Source organism: Streptomyces sp. NBC_01433, assembly GCF_026340105.1.
Taxonomy (GTDB): Bacteria; Actinomycetota; Actinomycetes; order Streptomycetales; family Streptomycetaceae; genus Streptomyces.
In genome coordinates this window covers 768,165-781,257 of record NZ_JAPEPM010000002.1, presented here as the reverse complement: position 1 = coordinate 781,257, position 13,093 = coordinate 768,165, and the positions used below count along the sequence as shown (strand labels likewise).

Genomic DNA, 13,093 nt, shown 5'->3' with positions numbered 1-13,093 from the left:
TCGAAGGTACCCAGCCCTCAGGGCCGTTCGCCCGCCGACCCGCACGCCAGGTATCCGCGTGCGCCGGGAATCCGGGGCCGAACTCCCCTTCCGAGTAAGCCCGATCATTCCGAGCGGCTGTTACACAACGATCATTGAGTGCGTCCGAGCGACCCCGGCATACTTCAGAAATCCGGGGTCGTACACGTATCCGAATGCGCCCCGTGCGGGCTGGGCCTTCGCCCGCCCGATTCACTCCTGAGCAGGGGCAATCTTGCGTAGACAATCAAAGAAGGCGTGTGCCGTCGTTGCTGCGGCCGTCGCCCTCACAGCGGGCATGACCGGCCCGGCATCGGCGAATTTCGGCGGCCTGGATACGGAATCCCCGGTTGCCGCCAAGGACTTGGGCGCAGCCGGCAGGGCTGTGCACACCGTCACCCTGATCACCGGCGACCGGGTCCTCGTGGACTCCCGCGGCCGGGCGGGCGGTATCCAGCGGGCGAAGGGCCGGGAGGACATACCCTTCTTCACCCAGACCTACGAGGGCCGTACCTATGTGGTGCCGCGTGACGCCCGGCGGCTGATCGCCGACGGCACGCTGGACCAGCGGCTGTTCGACATCACCGCACTCGCCAAGCCGGAGAGCCGCAAGGCCAACCGGGCCGGACTCAAGGTGATCGTCGGCTACCGGGGATCGGCGGCCAAGTCCGCCCGCGCCGAGGTGCGTTCCTCCGACGGCACCACCGTCCGCCGGACCCTGTCGGCACTCGACGCCGATGCCGTCACCACTGCCGCCACCACCGACAGCACGGGCGCGCTGTGGGACGCCCTGACCCGTCAGCGGGGCGACGGTTCGGCGGCCACGACCTCCGGCATCTCGCGGATCTGGCTGGACGGCGTGCGGAAGGCGTCGCTCGACCGCAGCACCGGTCAGATCGGCGCCCCGGCTGCCTGGGCCCGCTCGTACGACGGCACGGGTGTGAAGATCGCAGTCGTGGACACCGGAATCGACGCCACCCACCCGGATCTGGCGGGCAAGGTGGTGGCGGAGCGGAACTTCAGCGGCTCCGCGGACGCCCGGGACCATGTCGGTCACGGCACACACGTGGCCTCCACCGCGGCCGGTACGGGCGCGAAGGACTCGCGGTTCAAGGGCGTTGCGCCCGGGGCCCAGTTGATCAACGCCAAGGTGCTGGACGACCAGGGCGTCGGCGACGACTCCAGCATCATCGCGGGCGTCGACTGGGCCGTCGCCCAAGGCGCCGACATCATCAGCATGAGCCTGGGCAGCACCGACACCGTGGGGATCGACCCGATGGAAGCCCAGGTCAACAAGGTCTCCGCGGAGAAGGGCGTCCTGTTCACGGTAGCCGCGGGCAACAGCGGGCCGGGACGGGGCACGGTCGGATCGCCGGGCAGCGCCGACGCGGCACTGACGGTCGGCGCCGTCGACGACAACGACCTGATCGCCGACTTCTCCAGCGTCGGGCCCCGTACCGGGGACGGCGCCGTCAAGCCCGACATCACCGCGCCGGGCGTGGGAATCACGGCGGCCGCGGCGGCCGGTACCGAGGGACAGAACCCTCCCGGATACGTCAGCATGAACGGCACGTCGATGGCGACCCCGCATGTCGCGGGCGCCGCGGCGATCCTCAAGCAGAAGAACCCCACCTGGACGGGCGCACAGATCAAGGCCGTCCTGACGGGCTCCGCCAAGGGCAGCTCCCAGTCGGTCTTCCAGCAGGGCGCGGGCCGGCTCGCCGTCGACAAGGCGATCGACCAGACGCTCGTCTCCGAACCGGGCTCGGTCAACCTGGGCACCCAGCCGTGGCCCCACACCGACGGCACCCCCGTCACCAAGCAGGTGACGTACCGGAACAACGGCACCGCCGACGTGACGGTCGACCTGTCGCTGTCGGAACCCACCGGCGGGGACGGAAAGCCCGCGCCGGCCGGGTTCTTCACCCTCAAGGAGCAGCGGCTCACGGTCCCGGCGGGCGGCACCGCCGCCGTGGATCTGACGGCCGACACCCGGCTCGGCGGTACGGTCGACGGCTCGTACTCGGCCACGGTCGTCGCGTCCGGGGAAGGCCGGACCGTGCGCACCGCGATAGCCGCGGAGCGTGAGAGCGAGTCGTACGAGGTCACCTTCAAGACCATCGGACGGGACGGTGAGCCCAGCACCGGCTGGCAGGCCGACCTGAAGGGCTACCGCGAGTCCGCCGCAGGACAGCGGTTCTTCCCGGATCTGTCGTCGGGAACCACCACGGTCCGGCTGCCGCGCGGTACCTACAGCCTCGCCGCCAACATGCTGGTCGACCCCGCGGCCCCGCACAAGGGCGCCGATCTGATCAACAATCCGCAGCTCTCGGTGACCGGTCCCACCACTGTCACCCTCGACGCCCGGACCACCCGGCCGGTGACCTTCAAGGTGCCGGACGCGGCCGCACGCCCCACGCGCGCCGGAATGATGAACACCCTGAGCACACCCGAGACCTACATCATCGAGGGGGCCGATTTCAGCAGCTTCGACAACGTCCGCACCGCGTACCAGGGTCCCAAGATGGACGACGGTTCCCTTGCCCAGCAGTGGTCCGCCAACTGGGCGCGGGGCACCACCGAATACAACGTCCTCACCGGCGGCCCGGTCCAGGAGCTGGCCACCGGCTACAGCAAGACCTACACGGCCAAGGACATGGCCCTGGTGAAGGCAAGGATCGGGTCGTCCGTACCCGGCCTTGACGGTGCCCTCGCGGCGCACGGCATGCTGGACTGGGGTGGCGGCTTCGACGCTCCCTTCGCCGTGCAGTCGGCACCGGGAACGCGGAATGTGTATCTGTCCACGGCCGACGGGGCCGCCTGGAACATCGTCGCGGGTGTACTGAGCGAGAAGGACCCGACGGGCTACCGCGGCTTCGACTCGGTATACGAACTCGGCGGGCCGCAGCGGTTCACGGCGGGGAAGACCTACACCGAGGACTACAACATCGGTGTCATGGGGCCGCGGATGAACGCGGACGAGGGGATCGTACGCGACGGCGACGACATCCGCGGCGCGTTCCCCCTGGTCAGTGACGGGGCGGGCCATTCCGGGTTCGCCGAGTACTCAGGTGCGAGCACCACCATCCACCGCAATGGCGAGCTGTACGTGCAGAAGGACGCCGCCATCGACCAGGGGCCCTTCACCCTGCCGTCGGACTCCGCCGCGTACACGGTGTCGACCACGGTCCACCGGAACCCGAAGTTCAACCGTACCGGCACCCGGATCGACGCCTCGTGGACCTTCAACTCGGCCCGTACCGAGAGCCCGACCGGGCTCCCGGTCTCCACGGTCCGTTTCCTGCCGCAGCTCGCGCTGGACTCCACCGCTCCGGCGGGCGGCAAGCAGACCTTCCCCGTCAAGGTGCAGGGCGCGGCGGCCGGCGCCAACCTGAAGACGCTGCGGGTCCTGGTGTCGTACGACGGCACGACGTGGCTGCCCACCCCGGTCAAGGCGGACAAGATCACGGTCCGCGTCCCGGCGAAGGACAAGGCGATTTCGCTGAAGGCCGTCGTCACCGACAAGGACGGCAACGAGTCGACCGTCACGATCCACAACGCCTTCTTCGGCAAGTGAGGCACCACGGGGCCGGAACCCACGGGCGGCGCGCGATCGGGTGAGATCCCGACGGGCGGGGCACGGCCCCGGGTGAGTTGAGGAGAGCGGCCCGCCGGAGGTTCCGGCGGGCCGCTTCCCGCTGTGCGGGGCAACCCGGCGACGTCACACGGGGATTGGCCTCTTCGGCCGGTGCTCAGCCGTTCGCACGGCCTCTGCCACGGCGTTCGCACGGCCTCTGCCACGGCTCAGCGTGCCGGCACCTTGACCGGGCGAACGGGGCAGTCGGCCGGGGCGAGGCGCCCGTCCTGCCCGACCAGGCTTACGGACACGGCGCCCTGCGCATGAGCCGCGTACGCGGCCGTGCAGACGATCTGGTCGCGGGCCGGGGCGGTCAGCCGTGTCACCCGCAGGCGCAGCTTGACCTCGACCGTGGGGCCACCCGTCACGATCCGTTCCGCGGCGGATGCCGTGCGGGGCAGCGAGGGCGCATTGCGCAGCCCGGCCCGCCGTTCGGCCTTGTCCGGCCCGGCGAGCAGGGCGGTGACGGCCGCGCGTGGCGAGAGGGACTCGCTCGTCTCCTCACCTGCCGGGAGCGAACCGCCGAGGCCGTCCTGTCCGTGCGACTCGTCCGGGCCGGTCGACGAGTCATCCGGCCCGGACGAGCCCGCGTTGCCGTTTCGCCACGGTGTTTCGACGGTCCGCGGCACGGGCAGCAGTTCGTTGTCGGGGGAGAAGAAGAACAACAACACGCGTCCCTCACGCGGGGGAAGCAGATCGGCGACAGCCGGGCGGCCGGCCTCGATCACGGCCGTCTCCCGCACACCGCAGCCGGTGAGCGTGCCCCCGGCGAGCACCAGCAGCGCGGCGAGCCGGACCGCTCGACGCCCACGGAACGCCGACTTCCTCACGCGGTGGCCTCCGTCCGGTCTCGGCTTCCCATCGCAGCTACGCCATGCGCAGGCGACGGACCGTCCGGCGCGCAGCCCCCGGACGCGGGCCCGTCGAAGGGCAGCTCCACAGTGAACAGCGCGCCGCCGCCGGGCGGGTTCTCCGCGCGGATCGTGCCGCCGTGCAGCCGTACGTTCTCCTCGGTGATCGCAAGCCCGAGGCCGCTGCCCGACGAGCGGGAACGCGCGGCGTCCGCCTTGTAGAAACGGTCGAAGATGTGCGGCAGCGCGTCCGGCGCGATCCCGGGGCCGCTGTCGTGCACCTCGGTGATCAGCGCGTCCTTGCCTGCCGACAGCCGCACAGTGACCGGTTCGGCACCGTGGCGCAGGGCGTTGCCGACCAGGTTGGCCACGATGACGTCGAAGCGACGCGGGTCGAGGCGGATACGGAAGCCCCCGGGCAGCTCCCCGCGGACCCGGCCGAGCCACTGCCTGCCGGACAGGGTGCTGCGCACAGCCTCCGCCGCATCCACCTCGTCGGCGTTGAGCTCCGCCGCGCGGGCGTCGAAGCGGGAGATCTCCATCAGATCCTCCACCAGTACGGCCAGATTGCCGGTCTCGGCGCTGATCAGGCGCACCGCCCGCGCGGTGTCCGGGGCGAGTGTCGCGGCGTCCTCGTCCAGCACGTCCGTGACGGCGAGCATACCGGCGAGCGGGGTGCGCAACTCGTGCGAGACGTCCGAGGCGAAGCGCCGGGCCCGCGCCCCGGCGTCCCGCAACTCCTGCACGGAGCGTTCGAGGCGGGCCGCCGACTCGTTGAACGTCCTGGCCAGGTCGGCCAATTCGTCCCGGCCGTGTACGGGGATACGCGTGTCGAGCTGCCCGCCGCCCATGGAGTGCGCGGCACGCCGCAGTTCACGGACGGGGCGCAGCACACTGCGCGCCGAGAGCAGTGCGGGCACCAGGGCCACGGCCAGCCCTGGCAGCGCGCCGTCGCGGGCAGCGGTCACCAGGGCGTCGATGTCCACTTCCTCGTTCGTCATGGGCATCACGGCGAAGAGAACCAGGCCGCTCGGCACCGCGCCGCCGCCGGCGACGACCCGGGTCATCACCGGCATCCCGATCGTCAGATACGCGCTCCCGTCCTTGACGACCCGCTCGAAGCTGCCGTGCGGCGAAGTGAGCGCGGTGCGTCGCAGCTCCGCGGTCAGAACACCGGAGACGGACCGGTCGCCCGAGGAGACGCGCAACGAGCCGTACTCGGCGAAGACGATCCACGGATGCGGTTTGGCGCGCGCCGCGATGTCGAAGAGGTCCCACCGCAGCGAATCCAGGTCCACGGGCAGGCTGGGGGCGAACCGCTCGACCTCCTCGCGGAAGGAGACGACGGCTGTGTCCTGCGCACGCACGAGGACCGCGCTGCGCGCCTCCCGATAGGTCAACGCGGCGGTCGTGACAGCGCTGACAGCGGCCACCAGCAGGAACGCGATCACCAGCCGGGTGCGCAGCCCGAACGCGGCGGTCGCTCCAGGCATCCTCACAGCGGACCGAAGCGGTAGCCGAAGCCACGCAGGGTCTGAATGTACCGAGGACCGCGGGACGGATCCTCGATCTTGGCGCGCAGCCGGCGCACACAGGCGTCCACCAGACGGACGTCACTGTGGTAACTGTGCCCCCAGACCTCTTCCAGGAGCCGCTGCCTGCTGAAGACCTGTCCCGGCACCGCGGACAGGTACAGCAACAACTTCAGCTCGGAGGGCGCCAGCGCGATCTGGTCGCCCGACTTGAGGACGCTGTGACCGGCGCGGTCGATGTCGAGTTCACCATGGTGCTCAACGGCGGGCCTCGCGTCGACCGGGCTTTCCATGCGGCGCAGCACGGCACGTATACGAGCCTCGATGACCTCGCTACGGGCAGGCTTGACGATGTAGTCGTCCGCCCCCGTCTCCAGGCCGACGACGATGTCGACGTCGTCGCCGCGCGCGGTCAGCATGATGATCGGCAACTGGCTGGTCTCGCGCACCCGGCGACACACCTCGACGCCGCTCATGGCGGGCAGCATCAGGTCGAGCAGCAGGAGATCGGGGCGAAACGCACGCAGTGCCTCCAGACCGGCCTCGCCGGTCGCGGCGGCGAGGACCTCGTGCCCCCGCCGGCGCAGCCCGATCTCGACGCCTTCGCGCACGGAGGGGTCATCTTCGACGAGGAGGACGCGTGGCATGGCAGTGTCTCCAGGGCCGTGGCGAATGAGAAGTCGTAAAGGGCTGGGCGACTGGGCGGCGGGGGCCGGAACCGGGGATCGGACTACCACGTCCGTGGTTTGCCCGCGCGATACCGGTCACCCGACGGCCCGCGTCACTGGTTCCGGTACGGGTCTGTCCGGCGCGGGCGGTCGGTGGCGCGGCGCGACAGCGCGTCCGGCTCGATCAGCCGCGGAAGCCGCGCGGGACGCGGGAACAGGGCGGCGACGGCCACCGGCCCAGCGGCGGTTTCGGCGAACGGCCCGCCCGGCTCCGCCCAGCGCGCCACCAGGTGCCCCGGCACCCCCCGGCCCGCGGTGCCGCACCCGGTGCGCGGTGCCGACGGGACCCTCCACACCCAGGGACCGTGCCGCATCCGGCCCCACCCCACCGTGTCCGTGGGACGCACCGCCCCTGAGCCCGGCGCGAAGCCGCCTGCGGGCAGGGCCGCTTGGTCGTCGTTCTGTAGTGCCATGACAGCAGTCTGGGGAACACCGAGCCATATCTGAAATCAATGATCTATCTGCGACTGTCGCGATCGGGGTGGTCGTCATGGGTGGGCGTGAGCTTGGGCGGGTGCGTGGAGCGGGCGGGCAGTGTCTCAGTATGCCCGTGTGCGGCACTTGAGAGGAGAGGCTGGATACGGGGGCGGGCTGGGCCTCCCGCCCGAAACGGCTCCGCCGATCGGCACCGGGCTCGCGCGCGGCCTGATCGAGGAGGGGCCGCCGGGCAACCCGCACACCCGTATCCCCGCGGTCAATGAACTCCGGCCAACTCCACCTGATCGCTCTGCGCGGCGCGCATCAGGTGCCCGTGGTACTTCACGCACAGGTCTGCCGACGCTTCCTCCGCGATCCGTTGCGGCCGGACGGGCAGGAAGTGACAGTCCGCGCCCTTCAGGTACGCCACGTAGTGGTCCAGCCCTGCTGTGAACTTCCGGATGTCGCGGACAAGGGACCGCAGGAGAACCCTGTGCCTGGCCCGCAGCGACGGGCACAGATCGAGGATGCTGCGATGCCAGTTGTCGCACTCGTTGACTCCACACGCGTCGACGAGTTTGACGAACGCGACCTCTCCTTCGTCCCGCACATCGACCGAGCCGTTCGCCGCCTTCAGCCACGCCGTCATCTCGCGGGCCATGGCGACGTAGTCGCAGCAGTCGCAGGCCACCTGCAACTCGGGGTCGGCCACGACGGTGGAGAGATACTCGCGCTGCGTCCGCAGCAGCGCGGACAGACTGTCGGAGTCCCTCCAGCTCGTCGCCAATTCGGCCTGCGTACGCTCCGGCAGCCCCCGGAACACGAACCGGTGCCGCTGTCCCAGCCAGACGTAGTGGCTCCACAGAGCCCACGCATCCGTCTCGGACCGGGACCACGAGTCGTCGCGGATGCGCTCCACCGCCCATTCGATCGCACCCCGGGCACCGGACTCGCAAAAGGTGTCGAGGAGATTGCGCTCCCCGCACATGGCCTCGTCCACCATGTCGACGCTACTGCAGATGATCATCACCCCGAGGCGGGCGACCACACTCCGCGCGAACTCGTCGCAGTCGGATTCGACGTCGCCGAGGATTCCGAAGTTGACGAGCTCGGAGCCCAGCAGGATCGGAAGCGGGTCCACTCCGGCGGGGAGAGCCGCGTCGCACAGCCAGTGGGCGTCCACCCGCCCACCGGAGTCCACGCCCTGACTGAGTCCGAGGCACACCACTTCTTCCGCGTCACGCACCCGGCCCGGCAGCGTCGTCGCCCGCTGCGCCTTCAGCCAGTCCGCGTACTGGTAGTGGTCTCCACCCTGGTAGTCGCATGCCCAGCCGAGGCCCAGCCTCGATGCCGCCCAAAGGTCCGATCGGTCGCGTGCGAGCGGGAATCCGCTGGTCAGTACCAGGATCGCGCATTCGCCGACATGGTCGTCGCACAGCTCCGGGGCGGGCCGCAGGAACGGGTTCCTGCCGAGCAGCGAAAGCTCTTCGCCACCTCCCGGATTCTCGAAATGGCTTCCTCGATGCCATTCCCGCAGTACGTCGCCCACCACCTTGAGGACGCTTCCCAGAATTGCCGCTTTGGTAATCCCGGCAGCACCCTTGTGCTCGTCCTTCAGCAGGCCGGCCAGGAAAGCGCCGCGACTGGCTTTCTCGGGGATCTCCGCGACCCTGTACGCGGCAGACAGCCAGCGGCCGCCACACTCCGCGCACATCGCTCCCCGCCCCTGGCCGCAGCCGCAGAGCGCGGACGGCGATGCCGGAACGTGTGAACCGAGCGCCGCGAAATACCCGTAGGCCAAACGGATCAGGGATTCGACGTCGGCAACCTCGCCCAGAGGTGCCACGAATTGTTCGTCGAACCCTTCCGCTTGCTTGCCTCCGTGCGCACACACGGCGAAAATCGGCCAACTCTGATGACGCATATCTGCTACCACCCGGTAATTTCGGCCTTCCTGAATGCGCATGCCGGTACGTTGACCACCGCATGCGCCATCGCTCCCGGGGGCGGCACTGTGCCGATGACAGCCCGGGAGGGCCGACAGACAGTGTGAGATCGCGCCCGCCAATCTGACCAGGCGTGACATAGGAGCAGAAAGATCGAACTACGGCGCGCCACCCGCGCGCTCCCCCTGCGCCACCTCGGCCCGCAGCGGCTCTTCGGCGCTGATTGAGCTCAGTGGTGGCCGGGGTCGGAGCGCGTCTCCGGGCCGGGCAGCGGCGCCTGGTGCGGTTGAGTACGGAGTCCGTCGAGAATGATCGCCAGATAGCGCCGCCACGCCTCGGACGGGTGTTCGGCGGGCAGGGACATGACGGCGTCGATCATCGCGGCGATCGGCGCGAGGTCGGCCTCGGTGATCCCGTCGCGCAGCGAGCCCTGGGTACGGGCCCGCGCCACGAGATGCTCGCAATGCGAGGTGATCTCCAGCCGCGCGTGGGCGAGGCCGGCGCCCTGGACGGTGTCGTGGCGCATCAGCTCACGCAGCCCGCGGTTGTGCGCGGCCCGCGCCAGGGCCCCCTCAAGGAAGTCGGCCAGGGCGGCGAAGGCGTCGCGCCCGCCCCGCGCCTCTTGCGCCATCGCCGCGATCTCGTCGAGCTCTTCGCCGAAGACGGCCTCCGCGAGCGCCTGTTTGTCGGGGAACTTCCGGTAGACGGTGCCGACTCCGAGACCGGCGTGGTGCGCGACATCGTTCAGTGTGGCCTGAAGGCCGCGCGCGGCGAAGACCTCGCGCCCGGCCCGGAGGATGCGCCGGCGATTGAGCTCGGCATCCCGCCTCAGCGGGCGTCCCTCTGTTACGGCGATGACCTCGTCCCCCCTCTGCCTGCCCATGAACGATTCCTTCCGTCGATGTAACCCGAACTCGAACCGGATTTAGCGTATCCGGTTCATGGTGCGGTGCCCGCATAAGCGGATGCAAATATCCGGATGTTGTTCCGTGGTATCGGGCCGCGTGTCCGTCACGCGGCCCGGAGGGAAGGGGAGTCGGGGATGCGGACCGTGGTCATCACCGGAGGAACCGACGGGCTCGGCGAAGGGCTCACTCTGCACTATGTGCGCCAAGGAGCGCGCGTACTCGCCGTGGGCCGCCCGCGAAGGGTGAGGCCCTGCCGGCGGAGGCGGCGGCCCTTGCGGCCGGTGGCCGCTCCACATTCCCCCAGGCCGACCTGACTTCGGTCGCGGCGGCCAAAGAACTCGGCACCAAGGCCACTCCGCAGTCCTTCCGCGCCAACGACCTGCTCGGCGTGTCCTTCGCCGCCGTGCACCCCGGCACGCCCATCCGCCGCATCGGCTACAACCCCGGCGTCGTGGTGACCGGCATGCCCAACCAGCTTCCACAACCGCTGCGCACCCTCGCCGGGGCGTCCTTCGCCCTGCTCGCCACCTCTGTGGCGAAGGCCGTCACCCCCATGGCCCGCCTCCTGGACGAACCACCGGCCGAAGGCTTCACCGCCTACCGCGTCACTCGCCTACCGCGTCACTCACCAACTGCCGCTGAAGAGGCCGTCATTCGACCCGGACGCCGCACCGCGTCTGCATCGCCTCACCCAGGACCTGTTGCCCAGTCGGAGCGAGTAGTCGCCGCATCGGCCCAGCAATCTTGTGCAGCGAACAGAGTTAGGGGCGTGCGCTGTTCCACGTCGCTCGTGAGGCGCTACGAGCGCCCTGCCCGTACGCCTGGTGGATCTCTTTCTGATCATGCCCAATTGGGTACAAAGGAAAATGTATCGCTCCAGGCGCCCGGCGTGTGGTCGCCGCCCGGTGCGGTGACGAGAGATGGGGGTGGCATGGCCGGCGAGGATGTGACGGGGGCAGGGCGGTTGGTGGTGCTGAGCGGTGGTCCACCGGAACTCCCGCGTGTGCAACGGCTGCCGGAGGGGGTCGTCGCGGATACGTCGCGGCTCATCGTGGCCTTCTACGGACGGCATCAGCGCTTCGTGCGCACCAGTGAGACGGAGTTGGTGGAGGGCCGGACAGTACCGGTGTTCCGGTTCGACTACAGCACGAAGATCGCCGAGTAGGCAGTGGCGAGTCAGGTTTCCGTCGGCCCGGAGCTTCTGGAATATGTCCGGGAGTTCTCTCTCAGGGAAGATGAGATTCTGCGCGATCTGCGCCGGGTGACCGCAGAGCTGCCCGGTGGGGAATCGATGCACATCATGGCCGAGGAAGGGCAGTTACTCGCACTTCTGGTCGCGGCGGCCGGTGTCGCGGACGTGCTGGAAATTGGTACTTTCACCGGCTACAGCACCTTGTGGATGGCTCGTGCTCTTCCGCCGCACGGTCGATTGGTCACCTGTGAATTAAGCGAGCGGTGGCCCGAGATCGGTGCCGACTATTGGCGGCGGGCAGGCGTTCAGGAACGGATCGACGTTCGCATCGGTGCGGCGATCGAAACGCTTGAGGAGATGCTCGCCGACGGCCATTCCGAGAGCTTCGGACTCATTTTCATCGATGCCGACAAGGCGAATTATCCGCGGTACTACGAGCTGGCGTTGCGGCTCGTGCGGCGGGGCGGGTTGCTGGTGGTGGACAACACACTTCTCGCGGGCCGGGTCATCGACCCCCTCGCCGACGACGCGGACACCGCCGGTGTCCGTGAGGTCAACGCCAGGATCCGGGACGATCAGCGGGTCGACATCTGCATGCTCCCGGTGGCCGACGGCATCACTCTGGTCCGCCGAAGGTGACCGCCAGCGGATCGGGCCGGATCGGGCCGGATCGGATCGGGGTCGGGTCGGCCGGTCCGGCCGGTGCCGTCGCACTCAATCCGGAAGGCCCGCGCCCGCGCCCGCGGCGCCGGTCGGTGACGTCCGGTCGGTGAGGTCCGGAGCGATCAGCCGGGCCACCGCGGGCGAGTCCCGCCGCTCGGCGACGAGGTGCAGCAGCTGGACGTCGTCGCCGGAACTCCCCGGGACCGGGTTCCGGCAGTCGCAGGGCTGCTCATCGAATCCCGCGAACCGGTAGGCGATCTCCATCATCCGGTTGCGATCGGTGGCACGGAAGTCCGCCAGCAGGTGGACACCGGCTCGGGCGGCCTGGTCGACCAGCCAGTTCAGGATGATCGTCCCCGCGCCGAACGCCACCACACGGCACGAGGTGGCCAGCAGCCGCAGGTGCCACGCCTCCGCGTGCTTCCTGAGGAGCACCACACCCACCGCACCGTGCGGCCCGAAGCGGTCGGTGAGCGTCGTGACCAGAATCTCGTAGTCGGGGTGGGCGAGGAGCGCGCGCAGCACCTCGTCCGGGTAGTGCACCCCGGTCGCGTTCATCTGGCTGGTGCGCAGGGTCAGTTCCTCGACCCGCGAGAGTTCGTCCTCCGTGGCCCGCCCGATGCGCATCACCATGTCCAGCGAGCGGAGGAAGTCCTCGTGCGAGCCGGTGAACCGCGCCCGCTCGTCCGTGCGCCGGAAGCCGGCCTGGTACATCTTCCGGCGCTGCCGCGAGTCCACGGTCACCGACCTCGGGCTGAACTCGGGCAGGCCGAGCAGCGTCGCGGCGGCCTCCGCCGGGTAGCAGCGCACGTCCGGCAGATGGTGGGCGACCTCGGCCCGTTCGGCCGGCTGATCGTCGATGAAGGCGATGGTGCCGGGAGCGAAGTCCAACTGGTCGGTGATCCGGCGTACAGCGTCCGACTTGCGCCCCCAGCCGATCTCCGGGAGGACGAAGCAGTCGGCGACACCGAGCGCCTCCAGCCGTGCCCAGGCGTGGTCGTGGTCGTTGCGGCTGCACACCGACTGGAGGATGCCCCGCGCGTCCAGGCCGGTGATCACCTCGCGGATCGCTTCGGACAGGACGACGTTTTCGTCCTCCAGCAGTGTGCCGTGCCAGAGCGTGTTGTCGAGGTCCCAGACCAGGCACTTCACGATCGCGGGCGGGACCGCCGGGGCGGTGTCGCTCATGTTCGGCTCCCTG

General features: G+C 69.7%; 10 protein-coding genes. 3 read left to right on the top strand and 7 right to left on the bottom strand.

What is annotated here, in order from left to right; all coding sequences use genetic code 11:
* Positions 1-253 precede the first annotated feature (253 nt).
* Positions 254-3,595 (top strand): S8 family serine peptidase, encoded by a 3,342-nt coding sequence (locus tag OG413_RS30990; protein ID WP_266811395.1) that lies wholly within the window; start codon positions 254-256, stop codon positions 3,593-3,595.
* Between the two features lie 227 nt (positions 3,596-3,822).
* Here OG413_RS30990 and OG413_RS30985 read toward each other — a convergent pair whose 3' ends face one another.
* The 6 genes from OG413_RS30985 to OG413_RS30960 form a co-directional block, all read right to left on the bottom strand.
* On the bottom strand, positions 3,823-4,485 hold the full coding sequence (locus OG413_RS30985; RefSeq protein WP_266811393.1) for a hypothetical protein: 663 nt from the start codon (positions 4,483-4,485) through the stop codon (positions 3,823-3,825).
* Positions 4,482-5,999, bottom strand: a complete 1,518-nt coding sequence (locus OG413_RS30980; protein WP_266811391.1) for a HAMP domain-containing sensor histidine kinase — start codon at positions 5,997-5,999, stop codon at positions 4,482-4,484. The genes OG413_RS30985 and OG413_RS30980 overlap by 4 nt, the downstream gene beginning before the upstream one ends.
* A gap of 2 nt (positions 6,000-6,001) precedes the next feature.
* Positions 6,002-6,685, bottom strand: a complete 684-nt coding sequence (locus tag OG413_RS30975; RefSeq protein WP_266811389.1) for a response regulator transcription factor — start codon at positions 6,683-6,685, stop codon at positions 6,002-6,004.
* 134 nt (positions 6,686-6,819) lie between these two features.
* A complete protein-coding gene (locus OG413_RS30970) occupies positions 6,820-7,179 on the bottom strand; it encodes a hypothetical protein (RefSeq protein WP_266811388.1) in 360 nt (119 codons plus the stop codon).
* Positions 7,180-7,460: 281 nt separating this feature from the next.
* Positions 7,461-9,149 (bottom strand): hypothetical protein, encoded by a 1,689-nt coding sequence (locus tag OG413_RS30965; RefSeq protein WP_266811387.1) that lies wholly within the window; start codon positions 9,147-9,149, stop codon positions 7,461-7,463.
* A gap of 209 nt (positions 9,150-9,358) precedes the next feature.
* Entirely contained in the window at positions 9,359-10,012 is a 654-nt protein-coding gene (locus tag OG413_RS30960; protein ID WP_266811385.1) for a TetR/AcrR family transcriptional regulator, read from the bottom strand.
* Between the two features lie 956 nt (positions 10,013-10,968).
* Here OG413_RS30960 and OG413_RS30955 point away from each other — a divergent pair.
* Both OG413_RS30955 and OG413_RS30950 read left to right on the top strand, forming a co-directional pair.
* Positions 10,969-11,202, top strand: coding sequence for a DUF5988 family protein (locus OG413_RS30955; protein WP_266811383.1), 234 nt, complete (start codon positions 10,969-10,971; stop codon positions 11,200-11,202).
* Positions 11,203-11,205: 3 nt separating this feature from the next.
* Positions 11,206-11,868, top strand: a complete 663-nt coding sequence (locus OG413_RS30950; RefSeq protein WP_266811381.1) for an O-methyltransferase — start codon at positions 11,206-11,208, stop codon at positions 11,866-11,868.
* A 75-nt stretch (positions 11,869-11,943) separates the two neighbouring features.
* On the opposite strand, the gene OG413_RS30945 is transcribed toward OG413_RS30950, so the two are convergent.
* The gene (locus tag OG413_RS30945) at positions 11,944-13,080 is read right to left on the bottom strand and encodes an HAD family hydrolase (protein WP_266811379.1); all 1,137 of its coding nucleotides are present in this window, start codon (positions 13,078-13,080) and stop codon (positions 11,944-11,946) included.
* Positions 13,081-13,093: the final 13 nt, after the last annotated feature.